A 23,588-nucleotide genomic window follows, 5' to 3' on the forward strand; every position below is an offset into this window, starting at 1 on the left:
GTTTACAAAAATTATTTTCATCCTAAGCCAAAAAAAGCCGATTCAGAATTTCTGAATCGGCCAATGGAAATGCTACTTGTAGCAATTTATTTCTTTCTTACAAAAATTTGGATTGGAACTCCGGTAAAATCCCAGTTATCACGAATTTGATTTTCAAGATAACGCTTATATGAATCGCGAATATACTGTGGAAGATTACAATAGAACGCAAAAGTTGGAGCAAAAGTTGGTAATTGAGATACATACTTAATTTGTATGAATTTTCCTTTGACTGCTGGTGGTCTGAAATTCTCAATTGCTTTCAACATCACTTTATTCAACTCCGAAGTCTTTATCTTACGTACACGGTTTTCGTATACCGTAATGGCATTTTCAAGCACCTTAATCAAACGAACTTTCTCAACAGCAGAGGTAAAGACAATAGGCACATCGTTAAAAGGAGCTAAGCGCTTGCGAATATCAGCTTCAAATTCCTTCATCGTATTGGTTTCTTTAGAAAGAAGGTCCCACTTGTTTACCATCACCACACACCCTTTACGGTTCTTGATAACCATATCGTAAATAGCTAAATCCTGAGCTTCAACACCACGGGTTGCGTCTAATATTAGAACACAAACGTCAGCACTTTCAATCGTACGAATAGAACGCATCACAGAATAGAACTCCAGATCTTCGTTTACCTTTGGTTTCTTACGAACACCAGCCGTATCTACCATGATAAAATCATGCCCAAATCCTTGGAAACGTGTATGAATTGAATCACGAGTCGTACCCGCAACATCGGTTACAATATTTCTATCAACACCTAACAGAGCATTTACAGTTGATGATTTTCCAACATTTGGACGACCTACAAAGGCAATACGAGGTAAATCCATGTCATCCTCTTCTGGTTTCTCGATGAAATCAGCTACTAGTGCATCAAGCATATCACCTGTTCCCGAACCATTGACCGAAGAAATTGGGTAAACCAAATCACCTATTCCCAATGAATAAAATTCATTCGCAGCATATATCAATTCACTATTATCAGCCTTATTGGCTACAACATATACTTTTTTCTTAGTACGACGAAGAATTTTAGCTACAGCCTGATCAAAATCTGTTAAACCATGCTGAACATCCAAAACGAAAAGAATGGCATCTGACTCATCAATTGCCAACATCACCTGCTTACGAATTTCTTCTTCAAAAATATCATCAGAGTTAACTGAAAAACCACCTGTATCGATCAATGAAAACTCTGTTCCATTCCAGTCGGCCTTACCGTAATTTCTATCACGAGTTACACCCGCAGTTTCATTTACAATCGCCTTACGAGTTCCTGTCAAGCGATTAAAGAGTGTAGATTTTCCAACATTTGGACGACCTACAATTGCAACTATATTGCCCATTATTTTATTTTTCTAACGCAATCTCTGCGTGTAATATTTATTCAATTTCAAACAAACTCTTTACGGATTCTAGTATCCAAATCCTTTGAGTTTTGAGTCTTTACTTCTCCAATCTTTAGCAACTTTTACATAGAGTTGCAAGAATACTTTCTTTCCAAAGAATGCTTCAATATCTTTTCGGGCATCCGTTCCTACTTTTTTCAAAGCAGCACCTTTGTGCCCAATAATAATTCCTTTTTGTGAGCTTCTTTCAACATTTATAACAGCCATGATTCTAATGATCTTTGGCTCATCCTTATACTCCTCAACTTCCACCTCAACACTATAAGGTACTTCCTTATCGTAGTTCATTAGAACTTTTTCTCTGATAATCTCAGTCACGAAAAAACGAGATGGTAAATCTGTCACCTCATCTTTAGCGAAATAAGGAGGAGCTTCAGGTAGCAACTCTAAAATACGACTAAATAAATTGGAAACATTAAAGTTTTCTTTGGCTGACATTGGGCAAATTTCAGCTTTTGGAAGCTTTTCTTTCCAAACTTCTACCATTTCAACCAATTTATCTTGGTTGGTTAAGTCAATCTTATTCAAGATCAAAATTACCGGAATGTCAGTATTTTGTACCTTTTTTCAAAAACTCTTCATTTTTGTCGATGGTCTCAACAACATCAGTTACATAAAGAATAATATCTGCATCAACCAATGCCGAAGTTGAATACTTCATCATCGATTCCTGAAGCTTATAATTTGGCTTCAATACACCTGGTGTATCTGAATATACAATCTGGAAATCGTCTCCGTTAACGATTCCTTTGATTCTATGGCGGGTCGTTTGCGATTTCGAAGTAATAATTGAAATTCGCTCTCCAACCAAATTATTCATTAAGGTCGATTTTCCAACATTAGGATTACCAATGATGTTTACAAAACCTGATTTATGAGGCATATGTACTCCAATTTAGTGATTTAAAAATTTTTGCAAAGATAGAAATTTAAATGCCATTTACGAAAATGTCTGCTGTTCATTAAGATGGAATTTTTTAAAAAGTGATTTAAATAGCTTAAATTGATATCTTTTAGCTCAAAGTTTAATTCGTAGTCTGGGGTTTTATGATTAATTATTCTTAATTTAGAATGATCATGATGAAAAATTGCTTAAATGGAAACAAACCACATATTGCTTATCGTATTTTTGATAGGAACCGTTTTGAATGGTTTAGCGATGTTTGAAGCGTTTAGATTAAAAAGAAAATTTAATATAACATACAGTAGGAGATTAAGAAGAGCTATAAAAAAAGATATTGACACAGTCGTTTTGGCTAAACGGATTACCTATATATTTTGGCTGCAAAATGCAGGAGTTTTTGTTATGTTGCTTTTTTTCGGTTTGTTCTTTTGGCTCTAAATAAATTTTATTCTTTACGAAAAAGGTCTACTATTTATTTTTGATGGTAAAGGATTCGTTAAGAATCTTTAAATTCTATAAATAGGCTTGTGAACTAGGTTTGTTTTTAATTCCTAAAACTTTATATTTGTAGCAGAATCAGAGCTAATACCTCTGTTTAAAATATTTATTGTTTCTTCAGGGCAGGGTGAAATTCCCGACCGGCGGTGATAGTCCGCGAATCGAAAGATTGAACTGGTGTGATTCCAGTACCGACAGTAAAGTCTGGATGGAAGAAGAAAACAAGCATTCAATTTGATTAATTCATGTCATTGGTGATTATCACCATTTGGCTATACCTATAATAGATGCCCTGAATAGTTTACTAAACTGTTCAGGGCTTTTTGTTTTTATGCGAATGAGTAAAGATTATAAATACATGCAGTTAGCTTACAATTTGGCTAAAAAAGGTTGCGGAGGTGTAAACCCTAACCCTTTGGTAGGTGCTGTAATTGTAAAGGATAATAAAGTGATTAGTGAAGGTTACCATGAGATTTATGGTGGTCCGCATGCTGAGGTTAATGCTTTTCGTTCTGCAAAAGAACCAGTTGAAGGTGCTACCATGTATGTGACACTAGAACCTTGTTCTCACTATGGAAAAACACCACCATGTGCTCAAGCCATAGTCGATAATAAAATTGCACGTGTGGTTATTGGCATGTTAGATCCGAATCCTTTGGTTTCTGGTCGAGGAGTTAAGCTATTACAAGAACATGGCATTGAAGTTGAATCGGATTTTTTAAGTGCAGAATTAGCACAAATGAATCGTGTGTTTTTGAAGTTTATTCAAACTAAAACACCTTACATGGTTATGAAAACAGCGATGACTCTGGATGGGAAAATTGCATCTTACACTGGTGATTCACGTTGGGTTTCTAATGAATTATCAAGAGCTAAAGTTCATGAATTAAGAAATGAGTTGATTGCGATTATGGTTGGAGTAGATACTGTGATTGCCGATAATCCCATTCTAACAACTCGATTGACAGGAGATAAAAAAGGAAGAAATCCAATTCGAATTGTAGTGGACAGTAAAGCTAGAATTCCGTTGGATTCAAAAATATTAAATTCTTGTGAAGCTGCGAAGACAGTTTTGGCAGTTACAGAAGCTGCGGATTCAGAGAAACTAGAGGCGATAGAAGCGTTAGGGAATGAGGTTTTGAAGATAAAATCCAGCAATGGAAGGGTTGAGCTGAAAGATTTAATGGCAAAACTTGGAGAAAAAGGAATTGATGGTATTCTTTTGGAAGGCGGAGCAACGCTTAATTATGCTGCTTTAGAATCCCAAGTTGTTGATGAAGTACACGCTTATATTGCTCCCAAAATAATTGGAGGTTACGAAGCAAAAACTCCGGTAGGAGGAAAAGGAATTGAAAAGATGAAGGATGCTATCGAATTAGAGAATATAGAAATAGAACAGCTTGGAAATGATCTGATGCTGACCGGGAAAATTATAAAGAAGTAAAATAGTTACAACTGTTTACTGATAACTGATATTTGTAGAGATGTTTACAGGACTAATAGAGGAAATAGGACATATAAAAGCCATGAAAAAAGGCGGAAACTCAATTCGATTGAGTATTGCTGCCAATAAAATCATGGATGATGTAAAGCTAGGCGATAGTATTGCAACTAATGGTATCTGCCTGACAGTTGTAGATTTTAACTCAAATGGTTTTTCTGCTGATGTGATGCCGGAAACAATGAATCGTTCAAGTTTTCATCAGCAAAAAGAGGGCGCTCGGGTAAACTTAGAAAGAGCACTTCGCGTTGGTGATAGAATGGGTGGTCATATGGTAAGCGGACACGTTGACGGGCTTGGTGAGATTATTTCTCAAACTAAGGATGATAATGCGATTTGGGTGAGTATTGCAGCTCCTAAAAACATTCTAAAATATGTGATTGAAAAGGGATCAATTGCTATTGATGGAATCAGTTTGACTGTAGCTTATGTGGATGATAAGCAATTTAAGGTTTCAATTATTCCTTTGACTCAGGATGATACAACTTTAGTTTCGAAGAAAATCGGGAGCCTCGTAAATTTAGAATGCGATATGACTGCCAAGTATATTGAGAAGTTCATGTTTCATAAGGATGAAGAATCAGCAAAGGCTGAAAAATCTGATATTTCGATGAATTTTTTGAAAGAAAATGGCTTTGCTTAATAAAAAAACAAAACAAACAACAATACATAAAACTATGAAATTTAATACCATTGAAGAAGCGATTGAAGATATCAAAGCCGGTAAAATGATTGTGGTGGTTGATGATGAAGATCGTGAGAATGAAGGTGACTTGTTAATGGCAGCCGAAATGGTGACGCCTGAAGCGATTAATTTTATGGCCCGTCAGGCTGGAGGTTTAATTTGTATGCCAATTATTCAAGAACGTTTGGATGAGTTGAATATTGACATGATGGTGCAGAAGAATACGGATGCAAAGCAAACTGCTTTTACTGTAAGTATTGATGCTGCAGATTGTACGACGGGTATTTCTGCTCACGAAAGAGCACATACTATCAAATTGGTTGTTGATCCTAAGGCTAAGGCTGAAGATTTTACGCGTCCAGGACATATTTTCCCATTGGTAGCTCGTAAAAATGGTGTTTTGGTACGTGCTGGGCACACCGAAGCTGCTGTAGATTTAGCTCGTATGGCTGGTTTACATCCATCGGGTGTTATCTGTGAAATTATGAATGATGATGGTACTATGGCTCGCGTTCCTCAGCTTCATGAATACATCAGAAAGCATGATTTGAAAATGATCACTATTGCTGATTTGATTGAATATCGTCGTCAGACTGAGTCGATGATTGAAAAGATTACCGAGACGGCAATGCCAACGAAGCATGGTGAATTTAGAGCTCATGGTTATATCAATAAAATAAATGGCGAACATCATGTTGCACTGGTAAAAGGAGATGTTAGTCTTGATGATGAAGTCTTAGTTCGTGTTCACTCTGAGTGCTTAACAGGTGATGCATTTGGATCTATGCGTTGCGATTGTGGAGATCAGCTACAAGAAGCTTTACGTCGAATCGAGGAAGAAGGAAAAGGTATATTACTATATATGCGCCAGGAAGGACGTGGAATAGGTTTGATGAACAAGCTTAAGGCTTACCAATTGCAAGATGAAGGTTTGGATACTGTTGAAGCTAATTTGGCTTTAGGTTTTAAGGCTGATCTTCGTGATTATGGTATTGGTGCCGCTATTTTATCTGACCTGGGCGTTAAAAAACTAAGATTAATGACAAACAATCCTCTAAAAATAGCTGGATTGAAAGGTTACAATCTTGAAGTTGTAGGTCGTGAAGAAATTGAAATGACTTGCCACGAAAAAAATGAATTTTACATGCATACTAAGATGGAAAAGATGGGACACATCTTACATCAGGATGTAAAATGGAACATGCAGAACGATGATAAAAAAATTAAAGGAGCAAAATAATTTGTTGAATGGTATTGGGATGCCTAACATCCCGATACATTTTCTAGATATTCGAATACTATAAAAAACAAGAAAATGAATACAATTGAAGGAAAGTTAATTGCTGAAGGTTTAAAGTTTGGTATTGTTGCTGGACGATTCAACGAATTTATTGGAGGTAAACTTCTGGAAGGTGCTTTAGATGCAATTAAGCGTCATGGTGCTTCGGAAGATGATGTTGATGTTGCTTGGGTGCCGGGTGCATTCGAAATTCCATTGGTTGCTAAAAAATTAGCTAAATCAGGAAAATATGACGCGGTTATCTGTTTAGGTGCTGTTATTAAAGGATCTACGCCACACTTCGAGTATGTTTCAGGTGAGGTAACTAAAGGTGTGGCTTCTGTATCATTAGATCAGGAAGTACCGGTAATCTTTGGTGTTTTAACAACTGATACCATAGAGCAAGCAATTGAGCGTGCAGGAACAAAAGCTGGAAACAAAGGTTTCGAAGCTGCAGCTTCTGCAATTGAAATGGCTAATTTATTGAAGCAATTCTAATGTCATTTTAAATGCATATTTGCACATAGATATAAAATCAAAAAAAATCCCAGCAGTGATGCTGGGATTTTTTGTATGCTAGAACTTGAATATACTATTATGAATAGATCTTAAGCATTTGAACTTCTTTTTGGCTTAAGAATCTCCATTTTCCACGAGGAATGTTTTTCTTGGTAATTCCTGCGAAAAATACACGATCTAATTTTTCAACTTCATATCCTAAATGTTCAAAAATTCGACGTACAATTCTATTTCTTCCAGAGTGAATCTCAATACCAACTTGTTTTTTATCTTTCGAATCGGCAAAGCTAATTGCATCAGCTTTAATCTCACCATCTTCTAATTCCAAACCTGCAGATACTTGATCCAATTCTTCTTGAGAAATCTCTCTGTCAAGAAATACGTGATAAATCTTTTTCTTGTTGTAACTAGGATGAGTCAAACGCTTTGTTAAATCACCATCGTTGGTGAAGAGCAAAACACCAGTTGTCATACGATCCAGTCTTCCTACAGGATAAACTCTTTCGTCACAAGCATGTTTAATTAAATCCAAAACGGTTTTTCTTCCCATTGGATCATCAAGTGTCGTCACAAAATCTTTAGGCTTGTTTAAAACCAAATAAACTTTTGCTTCGGCTTGTAGTTGTTTGCCATCCATACAAACAACATCCTTTATGTTTACTTTTGTCCCAACTTCAGTAACAATTCTATTGTTAACAGTTATACGGCCGTCAGCAATGCGAATATCTGCTTCTCTTCTAGAGCATGCACCTGTGTTTGAGATAAATTTATTTAATCTTAAAATGCCATCTTCAGGACCTGAAATTTTTGCGTGAGCAAGTTGTTTTTTCTTGCTGTAATGCTTTTTCTGAAGTGTTTCACGATTTGGTTTGTTTTCAAATCGATCAAATGGCTTTTTGTTTTCTTCCTGATTTTCATTCGATTCGTCAGAATTTCTTCTGTTGCGATCACCGGAATTGGAATCTTTTCTAAATCTAGGGTTCGATTGATCTCTTCTGTGTCTTCTTTTATCAGAATCCTGTCCAAAAAAGTCATCTTCATCTCTTCTTGGCGATCTTGATCTAGAGTCGTCTGAACGACCTCTTCTTCTGTCAGAATTTCTTCCTGATCGGTCATCGTCAGATCTTCTTGGTGATCTTGAATCGTCTGAACGATTAGTTCTTCGGTCTGAATCTTCAAATTTTCTTGGAGATCTAGATCTTGAATCGTCTCTTTGGTAAGGTTTGTCCGAACTCTCTCTACGTTTTCTAGGGAATTCTGATTTTCCTTCCTTATCATCATCGCGTGATTCTGAATCCCTATTAAATCTAGGGTTTCTGCCATCAGGCCTTCTTTCGTTATCCTTTTTAGATCCAAAAGAAGCTCTGTCTCTTCTTTCTTTACCGTATTTTTTTTCTTCCATTTCTGAATTGCTGATCAATGTTCTGAACCTGCAAAGGTATTAAATATCAAAGAATATATTAGTTAGCTGCTTAAAAACTTCAATTTATTTGAGCGAGGAGAGGTTTTGTTTTATTACTTTTGATCAAAATCTAAAACAATAGATGATGTTGTTATTTTACATGGCGGCATATCGAATTTGATAAATACACACTATTATTCTTTAAATATGGCATTAATCAAATCGATATCAGGAATTAGAGGTACCATTGGCGGGCAAGTTGGCGATGGCTTAAGTCCTCTGGACATTGTAAAATTTACAGCAGCATACGGAACTTGGGCAATCAGACGTCACGCAGGCAAGCGTGTAAAAGTTGTTGTTGGCCGCGATGCTCGTATTTCGGGTGAGATGGTTGACAGAATTGTAGTTGGTACACTAATGGGATTAGGTATTGATGTGGTTGAAATTGGCTTAGCTACTACGCCAACAACTGAAATTGCTGTGACAAACGAAAACGCTCATGGTGGAATCATTCTAACAGCAAGTCACAATCCAAAACAATGGAATGCCCTTAAATTATTAAACGAAAAAGGAGAATTTCTTAACGATGAAGATGGAAAACTCGTTTTATCAATTGCTGATAAGGAAGACTTTCACTTTGCAGATGTTGACGATTTGGGACAGGTTACTCATGTAACTGATTATAATGAAAGACATATTCAAGAAGTTTTAGATCTTAAATTGGTTGATGTTGAAGCCATCAAAAAAGCGAATTTCTCAGTAGCTATCGATGCCGTAAATTCTGTAGGTGGTGTTGTACTACCTCAACTTTTGAAAGCATTGGGCGTTAAAAATGTGATCGAACTTTACTGCGAACCCAATGGTCATTTCCCACATAACCCGGAGCCATTGCCTGAGCACTTAACGGCAATCGCCGATGTCATGAAATCAGGTAAAGCTGATGTTGGATTTGTAGTAGATCCTGACGTAGACCGTTTGGCTATGGTTTGTGAAGATGGTAGCATGTTTGGCGAAGAATATACTTTGGTTGCTGTAGCTGATTACGTATTGGCAAACACTCCTGGCAACACCGTATCAAATATGTCATCAACCCGTGCTTTGGCTGATGTGACAAATGCTCACAAGGGTGAATATACAGCTTCAGCAGTTGGTGAAGTAAATGTGGTTACCGAAATGAAAGCTAAGAATGCAATTATTGGTGGTGAAGGTAACGGCGGTATCATCTATCCGGAATCTCACTACGGTCGTGACGCATTGGTTGGAATTGCATTATTCCTAACTCAGCTTGCTAAAAATGGTAAAAAAGTGTCTGAACTTCGTGCTGAATATCCAAGCTATTTCATCTCTAAGAATAAAATTCAGTTGACTCCTGAAATTGATGTTGATGCCATTTTGGTTGCAATGAAAGAGAAGTACAAGAACGAAAGAGTCAATGATATTGATGGTGTGAAGATCGACTTTGCTGAAGAATGGGTTCATCTTCGTAAATCGAATACAGAACCCATTATTCGAATCTACTCTGAAAGTAAAGACGAAGCAAAAGCTAACGCTCTAGCTGAGAAAATTATCTCGGAAATTAAAGAGATCATTAAGTAGAAAAAAAATAGTTTTTTAAGGGTGCAGAAGGTTTTTCTTTTGCACCTTTTTTTTTGCATAAAAGAAATAATTCCGTAATCGTTTGCGTAGATTCATTTTGCTAAAAATGAAGTTTTTTTTTGAGAAAAATAGAATTTATATTTTTAAAAATAAATTGCGTTTCCCTTGTGTAATGTGGCTTCTGAATAAGAGATCTGTATATCGGTATTGAAGCGAAGTCCCTGTATGGGTGTTTATACCCAATTTTGAAGTAGTTAAATATGTCAGAGTTTAGATAATTATATTTTAATTTTTATATATTTAAGAGTTACTGCTGAAAAGCAGGTTTATTTGTAATTCATTTTCTAGCATTGTGTATATATTTGCTAGCGAATTAGAGAAAAAATTCTTCATTGAAAACAAATACGTACATTATAATAAAAGATTAAGCCTTATGAAAATAACTGTTGTAGGCGCAGGTAATGTTGGCGCAACATGTGCAAATTGCATCGCTCAAAAAGAATTGGCAAACGAGGTTATCTTGGTTGACATTAAAGATGGTTTATCAGAAGGTAAAGCTCTTGATATGTGGCAAACTGCTCCAATTAATTATTACGATACCCGCGTAAAAGGTGTAACTAATGATTATACTGCTACTGCTGGTTCAGAAGTTGTTGTGATTACTTCAGGTCTTCCACGTAAGCCGGGTATGAGTCGCGATGACTTAATTTCTATCAACGCAGGAATCGTAAAATCGGTTACTGAGAACGTTGTGAAGCACTCTCCTGACGCAATCATCATTATCGTATCGAACCCACTTGACGTGATGACTTACGCAGCTTTCTTGACTGCTAAAAAAGCATCGAATAAAGTATTTGGTATGGCTGGTGTGCTTGATACAGCTCGTTACCGTGCCTTCCTTGCAGAGGAATTAAACGTTTCTCCTAAGGATATTCAAGCGTTATTGATGGGTGGACACGGTGATACTATGGTTCCACTTCCTCGCTACACAACTGTTGCCGGAATTCCTGTAACTGAGTTAATCGAAGCTGATAAGTTAGAGGCTATTATCGAGAGAACTAAAAAAGGTGGTGGAGAACTAGTAAATCTTATGGGAACTTCTGCTTGGTATGCACCAGGTGCTGCTGCTGCTCAAATGGTTGAAGCTATTGTTCGCGATCAAAAGAGAATTTTCCCTGTTTGTGCTCTTCTTAATGGTGAGTATGGCATGAATGATATCTACTTAGGCGTACCTGTAGTTCTTGGTAAGAACGGTATTGAAAAAGTGATTGAAGTAAAATTGAATAAGGAAGAAAAGGAACTTCTTGAAGGATCTGCAACTGCAGTGAAATCAGTAATGAAAGTTCTTGATGAAATGAACGTTCTTAACTAAGAACAACTCATAATTAAAATACAAAGCTTGTCTTCATTTGAAGACAAGCTTTTTTTTGCTTTTGAATTAATAGTCTTGGTTAAAAAGTGAATTGTGATATTCAGTAGGGGTTTATGATATAAATATCTGTTCTTTTGGTATATTTGCTATCCTTTGTAGAAAATGTCGATGAAATTAGAGATTCCCATAGAAATAATAGAGCTTGAAAGTCAGAGTTTTCACTTGTTAATCAGGTGTAAGGTGAATGGTTTTGAAGAAGGAGATTTAGTAATAGATACTGGCGCTTCGAAAACAGTTTTGGATCGAAATTTTGTACCAAGCTATACAGTACTTGAAGATCAAGATTCAGAAATGCAGTCTCGAGGATTGGGTGAGGGAAGTCTAAATACTGAAATGGTTAAGATAGATTCATTCCAATTAGGAGGTTTTTTTATGAAAGATTTACAATGTGCATTAATTGATTTGTCTGGAATAAATGAAATGTATCAGCAACATTGCAACCGCAAAATTTGTGGTTTATTGGGAAGTGACTTTCTTTTGAAGTACAAGGCAGTTATCAATTACGAAAGACGAATACTTTCTTTAGAGAAAAATAATATGCCTGAATTTCTTGAATGACATAAAATTCAAGTGTCTCGAGGAATTATTGAACAATGTAATTTGAAAAAAAATAATATATTTGTGCGTTAATTTGAGGTGAAAATTAAAAATATCACATAATAAGAATTTATTAAACCTAAACACATGCGAAATAAAGGAGCGATTAGACTTCTCGCTATTGTATTTGCCCTAGTGAGTTTGTATCAATTGACTTTTACCTATGTAACAAAGAAAGTTGAGAAAGATGCTCGTCTGTTTGGTGCAGGCGATATCAAAAAAGAACAAACTTACCTGGATTCAATTCGAGGAGAAAAAGTGTATAGTTTCTTAGGACTAAGAGGTTATACTTACAAAGAGTGTAAAGAGCTTGAGATGAACTTAGGGCTTGACCTTAAGGGTGGGATGAACGTTACCATGGAGGTTTCTGTTGTTGACATCATTAAGGCTATGGCTAACAATAGTAAGGACGAAACTTTCGTTGCTGCTATTGCAAAGGCTAAGCAGTTGCAAGCTAACTCTCAGGATGACTTCGTAACACTTTTTGGAAAAGCATTCAGCGAAATCAACCCTAGCGCTCAGTTATCTTCACCAGATATTTTCGGAACTCTTGAGTTAAAAGACAAAATTGCTTTTGGTGCAACTAACGATGAGGTTCTTGAGGTTCTTAAGACTGAAACTGAATCAGCTATTGACAATACGTTCAACATCTTGCGCTCTCGTATCGACCGTTTTGGTGTAGCACAACCTAACATTCAGAAAGCTGATGTTTCAGGTCGTATCATCATCGAACTTCCAGGTATTAAAGATGCTGCTCGTGTTCGTAAGTTACTTCAGGGAACTGCAAGTCTTGAGTTCTGGGAAACCTATACTGCTAGCGAAGTAACTCAATACTTAAATGTAGCGAACGAAAAATTAGCTGGGATCAACGCTGCTTCAGATCTTTCTTCAGATGTAAAAGAAGAAGTTGCTGAAGAAGTTAAGAAAGAAGCTAAAGCTGACGAAGATGTTGCTCTTTTAGATAAAATTGAAGAAGGTGCTCAAGATTCTTTATCAGATCTTCAGAATGCAAAAGAAATTGCAAAAAAATATCCTTTGTTTTCGAAATTAAATCCTACTCAAAGAGGATCTTCGAAAGCTGTTGTTGGAATGTCTCATATTAAAGATACAGCTCGCGTAAATAATATTTTCGCAATGCCAGCCGTTAAGTCTATACTCCCACGTAACTTAAAGTTATTATGGGATGTTAAATCAATGGACAAAGGTGGAAACTTCTTTGAGTTATATGCTATTAAAGTAACAAGCCGCGATGGTAAAGCACCACTTGATGGTGATGTGGTAACTTCGGCTCGTGAAGAAATCGACCAGCAAACAGCAAGCGCTGAAGTATCGATGAGTATGAACGGTGAAGGTGCTAAAATTTGGGCACGTATGACTAAAGATAATCTGCAAAGAGCTATTGCTATTGTTCTTGACGGCTATGTTTATTCTGCTCCAACTGTACAATCAGAAATTAAAGGTGGCTCTTCTTCTATTAGTGGTGGTTTTACTATTGCTGAAGCGAAAGACCTTGCAAATATTCTTAAGTCAGGTAAGTTGCCTGCTCCTGCACACATTATTGCCGACGAAGTTGTTGGACCATCATTGGGACAAGAGTCAATTGAAAAAGGTATGTGGTCATTCATCATCGCCTTCTTATTGATCTTGGTTTACATGTTCTTCTTCTATAGCAAGGGCGCTGGTCTTACAGCAAACGTCGCTTTGATCACCAACTTATTCTTCATCTTTGGAGTCCTTGCTTCATTAGGTGCAGTATTAACACTACCGGGTATTGCGGGTATCGTCTTAACCATTGGTATGTCGGTCGATGCGAACGTACTTATTTTCGAGCGTATTCAAGAAGAGATGAAGTCGGGTAAAGGTTTAGGTTTAGCTATCTCTGATGGATATAAGAACGCTTATTCTGCGATTATCGATGGTAACTTAACAACTCTTTTAACGGGTATTATTCTTTACATTTTTGGTGAAGGTCCAATTAAAGGTTTCGCTACCACACTTGTAATCGGTATTATTTCTTCATTATTCGCAGCAATTTTCATTACTCGTTTATTCTTCGAAGGACGCCTTAAGCGTAAGAGCAATATTACATTTACGACTAAGCTTACTGATAACTGGTTGCGTAATACTGCAATTACTTTCATCCAGAAAAGAAAAGTATTCTATGTGATTTCAGCTATTGCTATTGTTGTTTCAATTGGATCCTTATCAACTCGTGGTTTAAATCAAGGTATCGACTTTAAAGGAGGTAGAACTTACGTTGTAGCTTTCGATCAGCCGGTAGTTGTTGGAGAAATTTCTAAGTCTCTTGATGCTGTTTACGGACACGCTCCTGAGGTGAAAACATTTGGTGGTAATAACCAAGTTAAAATTTCTACTAAGTACAAGATTGACGAAGAAGGAATCGAAATTGATGATGAAGTAGAAGCTAAACTATTCGAAGGATTAAAGCAATATCTTCCAACCGGAACGACTCTTGAATCATTCCTTGAGAATAACCGTAAGATGTCACAAAAAGTAGGTCCTACTATTGCCGATGATATTCGTCAGTCAGCAGTTTTGTCTATCTTATTTGCATTAATCGTGATCTTCCTTTACATCATGGTTCGTTTCTCTAACTGGCAATATGGTTTAGGTGCTGTTGCAGCCCTAACTCACGATACAATTATTGTATTGGGTATCTTCTCAATATTCAAAGGTCTCTTACCATTCTCACTTGAGATTGACCAAGCCTTTATTGCAGCGATTCTAACTGTAGTTGGTTATTCGATTAATGATACCGTGGTTGTATTTGACCGTATTCGTGAGTACTTGGGATTACATCCTAAGCGCGATCCGGAAGGGGTTATCGACAGTGCATTGAATAGTACATTGCGTCGTACATTTAGTACTTCTCTTTCTACATTAGTTGTATTGTTAGCAATCTTCTTCTTCGGAGGAACATCAATCCAAGGCTTTACTTTTGCATTAATTGTCGGTGTTGTAGTTGGTACATACTCTTCACTATTTATTGCAACACCTATTGCTTACGATACGAAACTACGTATTCAGAAAGTAATTGCTAAAAAGAAGTAATCTAAAAACGATTATATAAATCTTCCCTCGAATCAACTGATTCGAGGGATTTTTTTTGCTCTTTATCAAATGGAATGCTTATCTATATTCTTGATTTGAATTTTCTTCGGTATATTTGTTTAAAATATCAATCAAATGGAGAGTAATCTATTATTTATAAGTGGCGCCGAGATCGTAATTGTATTGGTTGTAGTTTTGCTGTTGTTTGGATCAAAGAAGATTCCTGAATTAGCTAAAGGGCTTGGGAAGGGAATGAAAGAATTCAAGCGTGCAACCGATGATATCAAAAGCGAGATTAAAAAGGAAACTGAAGTTCTTGATAATATCAAAGACTTTAAAGATGACCTTACCAAAAAGTTATAATCCTATTTTTTAGGTTTTATCATTCCAGCAGAAATGTGTGGAATTTTTTTTATTCCAATGGACTATTTATATCTATTTTTAGGTTTCGTTATCCTTTTGTATAGCGGAGATTTATTAGTGAAAGGTGGTGTAGCACTGTCTTCACATTTTAAGATTTCAACTCTAGTTGTTGGGGTTACAGTAGTTTCGTTTGGAACATCTGCACCTGAACTTTTTGTGAGTTTAGATGCTGCTCTACATGGTAGCCCTGATATTGCCATTGGCAACGTTATCGGTTCTAATATCGCGAATATTGCTCTTGTTCTCGGGTTTACGGCTATCTTAATGCCTTTACCAGTTCGAAGTAACTCCATAAAATTCGACTGGCCTTTTATGATGGGGGCATCCATTCTTTTTTACCTCTTCATCTTAAATCAAAAATTAGAATATTACGAAGGAATTGTCTTTGTAATACTTTTGATTGTGTTTATGGTTTGGACGATCTGGAAATCAAGAAAAGAAAGTAGAGGATTAGCAACTGAATTTAAAGAGGCAAAACACTCAATACCTGTAGCTTTGTTATTGATTGTTGCAGCTTCGCTTGGATTGTATTTTGGTGCAAATTTATTGGTAGATAGTGCTAAAAATATTGCTTTAGATTTTGGCGTAAGCGAACGAGTAGTCGGATTGACTTTAGTCGCATTTGGAACATCTGTTCCCGAATTGGCTACTTCTGCTGTAGCTGCTTACAAAAAGGAAATGGATATTTCTATCGGAAATATTATTGGGTCTAACATATTCAATATTCTTGGTGTTTTGGGTGTTACATCCATTATTAAAAATATTTTTATTAGTCAGCCAATCATTTCTTTTGATATACTTATCATGTTAGGAATTTCATTTCTATTGTTTTTACTGATTTTACCTTTGCGAAAGGGTAAACTTCATCGATGGAAAGGATTTTTACTACTATCCGTTTACCTGATTTATATTTATATAGTTTTCACGAAGTAACGAAATTGATATGATAGCTGCAGATCAAGTCAAAAAAAGCTTTGGAACAGTGGATGTTTTAAAGGGGATTGATTTAAATATCGCAAAAGGGGAAATTGTTTCTATTGTAGGAGCAAGTGGAGCAGGTAAAACTACTCTACTGCAAATATTAGGAACTTTGGATCGGGCAGATTCTGGGAAAGTTGCTTTTGGCGGTGTTGATATTACTTCTTTCGATGAGAAAGAATTATCAGCATTTCGAAATGAGAACATTGGTTTTGTTTTTCAGTTTCATCATTTGTTGCCTGAATTTACAGCTATCGAGAATGTATGTATTCCTGCTTTTATTGCAAAAAAATCAAAAACTGAGGCAATGTCTCGAGCAAAAGAGTTGTTAGAAATGCTCAATCTTGGACATCGAATGGAACACAAACCATCTGAATTATCTGGTGGAGAAAAGCAAAGAGTAGCAGTTGCCAGGGCATTGATTAATGATCCTATGGTAATTTTAGCTGATGAGCCTTCAGGAAATCTGGATTCCAAAACCAGACAAGAACTACACGAATTGTTTTTTGCTTTAAGAGATCAATTCAATCAAACTTTCGTGATCGTAACTCACGATCCTGAATTAGCTGATTTATCTGACCGAAAAATTATTATCTCTGATGGCCTAATCGATGAAAACGAATAAATTTTCTTTTCCCGAATTGAAAGAATTTCTCGACGAGAAGTATGATTTATACAATCGTGAATCTTTCATTACAAGTGATCCAATACAAATTCCAAGAGGCTTTACTAAAAAAGGAGATATAGAAATAGCAGGTTTTCTTAGTGCCAGTATTGCATGGGGGCAAAGACCTACCATTATTCGAAATGCGAAATGGTTGATGGATCGAATGGACCAACAACCCTTAGATTTTATCTTAAATGCAAAAGATTCCGATTTAGATGTGTTTAAAGAGTTCAAGCATCGAACCTTTAATGGTGACGATTGTGTTTTCTTTTTAAAGTCCTTGCAAAATATCTATAAAAAGCACGGAGGTTTAGAGGATGTATTTGCAAAGGGTGTTGGCGAAAAATCAAATGTTAAGAATGCTTTGGCTTATTTCCGTGAAGTGTTTTTTGAGGTAGAACATTTAGATCGAAGCGAGAAACATATTTCTAATGTATTGAAAAAGTCAGCTGCGAAACGTCTGAATATGTATTTGCGATGGATGGTGAGAAAAGACGATAGAACTGTGGATTTTGGTTTATGGAATAAGATTAATGCTGCAGATTTGTATCTTCCATTGGATGTTCACACAGGAAATGTGGGAAGAAAATTGGGTTTGCTAACGCGTACACAAAATGATTGGCCTGCAGTTATTGAAATCACCTCTAATTTAAGAAAATTGGACCCGAAAGATCCGATCAAATACGATTTTGCCTTGTTTGGATTGGGAATTTTTGAAAAGTTTTAAGCATGGCTAATAATTATTTTGAATTCAAGCAATTTCGAATCGATCAGGATGGATCGGCAATGAAAGTTGGTACCGATGGTGTACTTCTGGGTGCTTGGGCAGATGTATCTGGTGCGACTAGAATTTTGGATATTGGCACGGGTACAGGTTTAATTGCGATTATGGCTGCTCAACGTACTCATGATCATACTATCGTTGATGCAGTAGAGATTGAATTCTCTTCTTATCAGCAAGCGCTTTCTAATTTTGAGAATTCTCCATGGTCGAGCCGATTAAATGCGCATCATTCTTCTTTTCAGGATTTTCATAAGGATCAGCAGGTGAAATATGATGCTATTGTTAGTAATCCACCTTATTTTTTAAATGGATTAAATGCAAAAGAAGAGTCAAGAACACAGGCTCGTCATGCAGATTATTTGCCTTTCGAGGAATTGTTAGAAGGAGCGATGAAGCTACTTTCAGAGAAAGGAACACTATCTGTAGTACTTCCAGTTGAAGAGGGGGAATTGTTTATTCGTTTGGCACGATTAACAGGCTTTTATCTGAAAAGAAAGGTTGCTGTTTTGCCAAACCCAGGTAAACCAGCAAAGCGTTACCTGTTAGAGTTTTCCTTACAAAATTGTGATTTGCAAATTTCAGATTTTAGGGTAGAAAATGGACAAAGACATGTTTATTCACCCGAATACATTATGCTGACAAAAGATTTTTATTTGAAATTTTAATTGTTTTCTACAACCAATTTAAAGTTCGTCCACCATTCTGCCAATTCATGCGGATTTTGATCCGTACCGGCTTTTAACTTATCCATTCGTTTGTTAATGTATTCTTTGCTCGACATGGTCGAAAAGTATGCTTCATTGGCTTCGTTAATACTTGCAATGCCAATACTAATATTTTCTGTTCCGTTAATCTCTTCAGTATAAAGTTCCGTAAGCTGTATACGTAAATGATAAGAGAACAAAACCTCTTCTTTAGAACTCAGTTTTAATTGAAAATTATCTTCAGGCTGAAGCGTGTTCATTGAAATATTTTCGTTTGTATTGGTATTTAGCACTTCGTAAGTTTGAAAACGATCAAATAGCTCTTCATTAAATTCGATCATTGAAAATCGACTCAAATAATTTTCAAAACTTTTAGTCGTATAAGGAAATTGTGATGGCATAGGAAAGTTAACTGCATAAGAGTTTTGTAACTTCCCTTTCGAATCGATCCAAATACTTAATCCTAGATTGTATATCTTTCGAAGAGTATTGGCCGAATTAGTTTCCAGAATAATATCAATATATTGTTTGTTGTTGAATATTTTTATACTGATTGCATCCTTAGGATGGTAATAAATTGCCTCTGTTTTGGAATATATTTCTGAGTTGAAATTAATGTCTTCTTCCCATTTACTTGAAAATTGACTGTTTACCGCACAAGAGCTCATGCCAATACTAGCAATTAAAAAAATGAATTTAAGAAATTGGGACATAGGTATATTGATTTGATTTTTATCAAAAATATAAAATTCCCGCATGGATTTATCTTGGCTACAGTTTTATTCTGTTAGAAATCAATTTCTTCTTCGATAAAGCGGACTCCTAATGCTTCCAATTCAGTTAGAATTGGTTTGTAAAGTTCTGGAGAAGTTGGAATGTGAACACCTTTTAATTGAATTAAGTCTTTGGCTAATAGTTTTGTAGCAATGGCTAATGGTGTACCAACAGTATAAGACATTGCTGTATGTTCACGATCTTTTCCTTCGTAAGTCATCGATGAAGTAATGCGCTTTTTTTGTCCGGTAATCTCATAATCAAAGATATGCTGCATAACCAAAAGATCTCTATCATTAGGTTCAAGAGCCCACTTTTGTTCAAGGATTTTTTGCAAGATCATGGCTGGACTGGCATTTTTCATACCAACTAAATCGTTAGAAAATAAACCAAGCCATTTTAATTTCTCCATGATTACTGATTCCGCATCAATATGTACAAATTCGGCTAAGCATTTCTCTAAAGATTTGTCACTTTCCGGTAAAAAACTCAAGAGATAGTTGCGGTAAGTTAGTAAATGAGAATTCTTCATCTCATAGCTGTCATCTGTGCAACCCAATTGCACCAAAACATTCCATGCTTCAGAATACCCTGGTCGGCGCATAGTACCTCTCATGATGGTTGGAATATCTTTTAAATTATATAGTTCGCAATATTGAAGGGAATCTCTATTAGGATACACTTCAAACTTGCCATATCCTTCTATTTCAGTTTTTGTTAGAGTAGAAAAAAGCTTGTTGTAAGGAATGTATTTAAAATGATTATTTTCTTTGAATCTGGCTACGCCTTGACCAGCAACTACCACATTTCTTGGATTCCACGAAAATTTATAGTTCCATGGATTGTTATCGCAATCTGGAGCCACTAAACCACCACAAAAAGATTTAAATGATCTAATTACTCCTCCTTTATCTTTTATTTCATGAATTATTTTCATGGCTGACATGTGGTCTAAACCAGGATCAACACCAAGTTCATTTAAAAAGCAAAGCCCTTTTTCTTTAGCTTCTTCATCTAATTCCATCATTTCGGGAGAAACATAGGATGGTGTTAACATGTGTTTTCCATACTTTAAACATTCTCTAGCAACAATTATATGCATAGAAGCAGGAACCATACTAACAACAATATCGGCAGCAGAAATTTCTTCGTTTCTTTGTTCCAAATCTTTTAAATTAAAACGTAGAGGGATTCCGTTAGGATGATCTCCTATTTTCTTTTTGACTAAGTCAAGAGACATATCTCCAACAGTAACTTTCCAATTGTGTTTTTCGGAATGTTTAAGTAAATATTGAATCAAACTTGTTGCGGAAAGGCCTGCGCCAATAATTAGAATGTTTTTCATCGATATGTCGTTAGTAGGTATGTTGTGTTTACTATAAATTTATAATAAAGCTGTTAAAAACAACAAATTATTGTCTTCTTTTTCTTTAATAAATAGCATTTGCTTAATAATATTAAGATCTAAACCCTTATTCTTTCCCTTGTGTTTGTGGCTTTTAGGTGCATGTAAATCAGGATGATTGCAGAGTTAATTTTTGATTGATGTAATCTGTGAATTTGTTCTTCTTTTTATATTCTATACTCTAAATCGGAATGATTATATTTGTTCGAGATAGAAAATAAATTGAGCAACCTCTAAATATATTTTACCCTTGGCAACAAAAAGAAAAGCCGTCGAGACCCCATTAATGAAGCAGTATTATCAGATGAAAGACAAACATCCTGATGCAATCTTGCTTTTTAGGGTTGGAGACTTTTACGAAACATTTTCTGATGATGCAATTCGTGCTTCTGAGATTTTAGGAATTACTTTAACCAAACGAGCAAATGGTTCTGCTTCTTATGTAGAGTTGGCTGGTTTTCCACATCATTCAATTGATACTTATCTGCCAAAATTGGTACGGGCAGGGATGCGTGTGGCAATTTGCGAGCAACTAGAAGATCCTAAGAAAACCAAAAAGTTGGTGAAAAGGGGGATTGTGGAGTTGGTTACACCTGGTGTTTCGTACAATGACAATGTGTTAGAACACCGTGAGAATAATTTCCTGGCCTGTGTTCATTTGGAGAAAAATTCAGCAGGTATTGCTTTTTTAGATGCTTCAACTGGTGAGTTTTTAACTGCCGAGGGGAGTTTCGAATACATTGATAAGTTATTGGGGAATTTTCAGCCAAAAGAGGTTTTGTATCAAAGGGGGAAAGAGAAGATTTTTCATGAATTATTCGGAGGGAAGTTTTACACTTTCACTATGGATGATTGGGTTTTTACAGAAAGTGCTGCGAATGACAGGTTGTTGCGTCATTTTGAAACGACTTCGCTTAAGGGGTTTGGGGTTCAGACACTTCGTGATGGAATAATTGCTTCTGGTGCAGTTTTGCATTATTTAGACATTACCAAACACAGTCAAGCTGCACATGTTACTCAGCTTTCGCGGATAGAAGAAGATCGATACGTATGGTTGGATAAATTTACGGTTCGAAATTTAGAGCTATTTGGTGCGCTAAATGATGGGGCAAGTACTTTATCTGGCGTTATGGATAAAACTTTATCTCCAATGGGAGCACGTCTGTTAAAAAGATGGATTGCCCTTCCTTTAAAAGATTCCGCTCGCATAACAGATCGTTTAAGCGTCGTAAACCACTTTTACAATAATGATGAAGCTTCTCATAAAATTGGAGATGAAATTCAGCAAATTGGGGATTTGGAACGAATCATATCTAAAGTTGCAGTAGCGAGAGTTAGTCCTCGAGAAATTGTTCAGCTTAAGAATGCTTTAATTGCTATAGATCCGATTCGAAATTATTGTTTGAACAGTGGGAACGAAGGTTTATTAAAAATTGGAGATCAATTAAATCCTTGTGCATCAGTTCGAGATAAAATAGAAAAGGAGATTCATGCCGATCCACCAAATATGGTGAGTAAAGGTGGTGTTATGGCTGATGGGGTTTCATCAGAATTAGATGAGCTTAGAAAAATTGCTTTTTCGGGAAAAGATTACCTCTTACAAATGCAGGTTCGCGAAAGTGAGCGCACAGGTATTCCTTCGCTTAAAATCGGATTCAATAATGTATTTGGTTATTATATCGAAATACGAAATACCCATAAGGATAAAGTTCCTGAGGAGTGGATTCGTAAGCAAACGCTTGTGAGTGCTGAGCGTTACATTACTCAGGAACTAAAAGACTACGAAGAGAAAATTTTAGGAGCTGAAGAAAAAATTCTAACTCTTGAAACCCGACTATATAACGATTTGGTAATTAGCATCACCGATTACATCAGCTCCATTCAGTTGAATGCAGCTATGATTGCTCGATTAGACTGCTTACTTTCTTTTGCCAAACTGGCGAAAGAGAATAATTACAATTGTCCTGAAATTAACGACACCCAAGTCATCGATATTAAGCAAGGTCGTCATCCGGTAATTGAGAGACAGCTGCCTATTGGTGAGTCCTATATTGCTAACGATGTGTATTTGGACAACGACAAACAGCAAGTGATCATCATTACGGGGCCAAATATGGCGGGTAAATCTGCCCTACTGCGACAAACAGCCCTAATCGTACTCATGGCTCAGATTGGTAGCTTTGTACCTGCCGAAGATGCTAAAATTGGCTATGTCGATAAAATTTTCACTCGTGTGGGAGCTTCCGATAATATCTCCCAAGGCGAATCGACTTTTATGGTTGAGATGAACGAGGCGGCCAGTATTTTGAATAACCTGTCTTCTCGCTCACTTATTTTATTAGATGAGCTTGGGCGTGGAACCAGTACTTATGATGGTATTTCCATTGCCTGGTCTATCGTAGAATACATTCACGAGCATCCGAAATTTAAAGGCAAGACTCTTTTTGCAACCCATTATCACGAGCTAAACGAAATGGAGCATTCTTTCAATCGAGTGAAGAATTTCAATGTCTCGGTTAAGGAAGTCAACAATAAGGTGATTTTCCTACGTAAATTGGTCCCCGGAGGCTCTAATCACAGTTTTGGTATACATGTAGCCCGAATGGCCGGCATGCCTAAATCGGTGGTTAAACGTGCCGATGACATTCTAGTACAACTGGAGGGAAATAAGAATGGAGAAGCCCTTGCTAAGCCTGTAGGAGAAATCGCACAACAACGCGAAGGTTTCCAAATGAGTTTTTTCCAAATGGACGATCCTGTTTTGAAACAAATTCGTGACGAAATTCAGGGAATGGATGTGAATAACCTGACACCTATAGAAGCTTTGAACAAGCTAAACGAGATAAAAAAGATATCTGGAATTTAAAAAAATGAAAAAAAGTTAAAAAAAAGTGAGTGTCCTATATTTAGT

The 23,588-nt window shown here is 36.3% G+C and carries 21 protein-coding genes and 1 riboswitch; of the genes, 15 read left to right on the plus strand and 6 right to left on the minus strand.

All coding sequences use genetic code 11. The features are described 5' to 3' along the window. Positions 1-86 precede the first annotated feature (86 nt). The 3 genes from der to L3049_RS20395 form a co-directional block, all read right to left on the minus strand. On the minus strand, positions 87-1,394 hold the full coding sequence (gene der / locus L3049_RS20385; protein WP_275111686.1) for a ribosome biogenesis GTPase Der: 1,308 nt from the start codon (positions 1,392-1,394) through the stop codon (positions 87-89). Positions 1,395-1,463: 69 nt separating this feature from the next. Then, positions 1,464-1,985, minus strand: a complete 522-nt coding sequence (gene era / locus L3049_RS20390) for a GTPase Era (protein ID WP_275111687.1) — start codon at positions 1,983-1,985, stop codon at positions 1,464-1,466. Between the two features lie 19 nt (positions 1,986-2,004). Further along, positions 2,005-2,340 carry a GTPase gene (locus L3049_RS20395; protein WP_275111688.1) on the minus strand — a complete coding sequence of 112 codons (336 nt, stop codon included), beginning with the start codon at positions 2,338-2,340 and terminating at the stop codon, positions 2,005-2,007. A gap of 213 nt (positions 2,341-2,553) precedes the next feature. Here L3049_RS20395 and L3049_RS20400 point away from each other — a divergent pair, with 213 nt between their 5' ends. The 5 genes from L3049_RS20400 to ribH all read left to right on the plus strand — a co-directional run bounded on the left by L3049_RS20400 (position 2,554) and on the right by ribH (position 6,822). Continuing rightward, positions 2,554-2,799: a hypothetical protein gene (locus L3049_RS20400; protein ID WP_275111689.1), complete on the plus strand. Its 246-nt coding sequence runs from the start codon at positions 2,554-2,556 to the stop codon at positions 2,797-2,799. A gap of 169 nt (positions 2,800-2,968) precedes the next feature. Further along, positions 2,969-3,083, plus strand: a riboswitch (FMN riboswitch). A gap of 113 nt (positions 3,084-3,196) precedes the next feature. Continuing rightward, positions 3,197-4,303, plus strand: coding sequence for a bifunctional diaminohydroxyphosphoribosylaminopyrimidine deaminase/5-amino-6-(5-phosphoribosylamino)uracil reductase RibD (gene ribD / locus L3049_RS20405; RefSeq protein WP_275111690.1), 1,107 nt, complete (start codon positions 3,197-3,199; stop codon positions 4,301-4,303). Positions 4,304-4,343: 40 nt separating this feature from the next. Beyond that, positions 4,344-5,003 (plus strand): riboflavin synthase, encoded by a 660-nt coding sequence (locus L3049_RS20410; RefSeq protein ID WP_275111691.1) that lies wholly within the window; start codon positions 4,344-4,346, stop codon positions 5,001-5,003. A 34-nt stretch (positions 5,004-5,037) separates the two neighbouring features. Further along, on the plus strand, positions 5,038-6,285 hold the full coding sequence (locus L3049_RS20415; protein WP_275111692.1) for a bifunctional 3,4-dihydroxy-2-butanone-4-phosphate synthase/GTP cyclohydrolase II: 1,248 nt from the start codon (positions 5,038-5,040) through the stop codon (positions 6,283-6,285). Between the two features lie 75 nt (positions 6,286-6,360). Beyond that, on the plus strand, positions 6,361-6,822 hold the full coding sequence (gene ribH, locus L3049_RS20420; RefSeq protein WP_275111693.1) for a 6,7-dimethyl-8-ribityllumazine synthase: 462 nt from the start codon (positions 6,361-6,363) through the stop codon (positions 6,820-6,822). 97 nt (positions 6,823-6,919) lie between these two features. Here the strand turns inward: ribH and L3049_RS20425 are convergent, their stop codons facing one another. Further along, positions 6,920-8,245, minus strand: coding sequence for a pseudouridine synthase (locus L3049_RS20425; RefSeq protein ID WP_275111694.1), 1,326 nt, complete (start codon positions 8,243-8,245; stop codon positions 6,920-6,922). 207 nt (positions 8,246-8,452) lie between these two features. On the opposite strand from L3049_RS20425, the gene glmM reads away from it, so the two are divergent. The 9 genes from glmM (at position 8,453) to L3049_RS20470 (ending at position 18,459) form a co-directional block, all read left to right on the plus strand. Further along, positions 8,453-9,841 carry a phosphoglucosamine mutase gene (gene glmM / locus L3049_RS20430; RefSeq protein WP_275111695.1) on the plus strand — a complete coding sequence of 463 codons (1,389 nt, stop codon included), beginning with the start codon at positions 8,453-8,455 and terminating at the stop codon, positions 9,839-9,841. Between the two features lie 433 nt (positions 9,842-10,274). Then, positions 10,275-11,213: a malate dehydrogenase gene (gene mdh / locus L3049_RS20435; protein ID WP_275111696.1), complete on the plus strand. Its 939-nt coding sequence runs from the start codon at positions 10,275-10,277 to the stop codon at positions 11,211-11,213. A gap of 168 nt (positions 11,214-11,381) precedes the next feature. Further along, positions 11,382-11,831 (plus strand): retropepsin-like aspartic protease, encoded by a 450-nt coding sequence (locus tag L3049_RS20440; RefSeq protein WP_275111697.1) that lies wholly within the window; start codon positions 11,382-11,384, stop codon positions 11,829-11,831. 126 nt (positions 11,832-11,957) lie between these two features. Beyond that, positions 11,958-14,942, plus strand: a complete 2,985-nt coding sequence (gene secDF / locus L3049_RS20445; protein ID WP_275111698.1) for a protein translocase subunit SecDF — start codon at positions 11,958-11,960, stop codon at positions 14,940-14,942. A gap of 135 nt (positions 14,943-15,077) precedes the next feature. Continuing rightward, positions 15,078-15,305 (plus strand): twin-arginine translocase TatA/TatE family subunit, encoded by a 228-nt coding sequence (gene tatA / locus L3049_RS20450; protein WP_275111699.1) that lies wholly within the window; start codon positions 15,078-15,080, stop codon positions 15,303-15,305. 57 nt (positions 15,306-15,362) lie between these two features. Beyond that, positions 15,363-16,298, plus strand: coding sequence for a calcium/sodium antiporter (locus L3049_RS20455; RefSeq protein ID WP_275111700.1), 936 nt, complete (start codon positions 15,363-15,365; stop codon positions 16,296-16,298). Positions 16,299-16,308: 10 nt separating this feature from the next. Then, positions 16,309-16,968 carry an ABC transporter ATP-binding protein gene (locus tag L3049_RS20460; protein WP_275111701.1) on the plus strand — a complete coding sequence of 220 codons (660 nt, stop codon included), beginning with the start codon at positions 16,309-16,311 and terminating at the stop codon, positions 16,966-16,968. After that, a complete protein-coding gene (locus L3049_RS20465) occupies positions 16,955-17,737 on the plus strand; it encodes a TIGR02757 family protein (protein ID WP_275111702.1) in 783 nt (260 codons plus the stop codon). Before L3049_RS20460 ends, L3049_RS20465 begins: the two co-directional genes overlap by 14 nt. 2 nt (positions 17,738-17,739) lie before the next feature. Next, positions 17,740-18,459 (plus strand): tRNA1(Val) (adenine(37)-N6)-methyltransferase, encoded by a 720-nt coding sequence (locus L3049_RS20470; protein ID WP_275111703.1) that lies wholly within the window; start codon positions 17,740-17,742, stop codon positions 18,457-18,459. Here the strand turns inward: L3049_RS20470 and L3049_RS20475 are convergent. Further along, positions 18,456-19,211 (minus strand): hypothetical protein, encoded by a 756-nt coding sequence (locus L3049_RS20475; RefSeq protein WP_275111704.1) that lies wholly within the window; start codon positions 19,209-19,211, stop codon positions 18,456-18,458. The genes L3049_RS20470 and L3049_RS20475 overlap by 4 nt on opposite strands. Before the next feature lie 74 nt (positions 19,212-19,285). After that, a complete protein-coding gene (locus L3049_RS20480; RefSeq protein ID WP_275111705.1) occupies positions 19,286-20,617 on the minus strand; it encodes a saccharopine dehydrogenase C-terminal domain-containing protein in 1,332 nt (443 codons plus the stop codon). A 346-nt stretch (positions 20,618-20,963) separates the two neighbouring features. Between L3049_RS20480 and mutS the strand changes: the two genes are divergently transcribed. Further along, positions 20,964-23,543, plus strand: coding sequence for a DNA mismatch repair protein MutS (mutS, locus tag L3049_RS20485; protein ID WP_275111706.1), 2,580 nt, complete (start codon positions 20,964-20,966; stop codon positions 23,541-23,543). The last annotated feature ends 45 nt before the right edge of the window (positions 23,544-23,588 follow it).

It is taken from the genome of Labilibaculum sp. DW002, from assembly GCF_029029525.1.
In the GTDB taxonomy this organism is placed as follows: domain Bacteria; phylum Bacteroidota; class Bacteroidia; order Bacteroidales; family Marinifilaceae; genus Paralabilibaculum; species Paralabilibaculum antarcticum.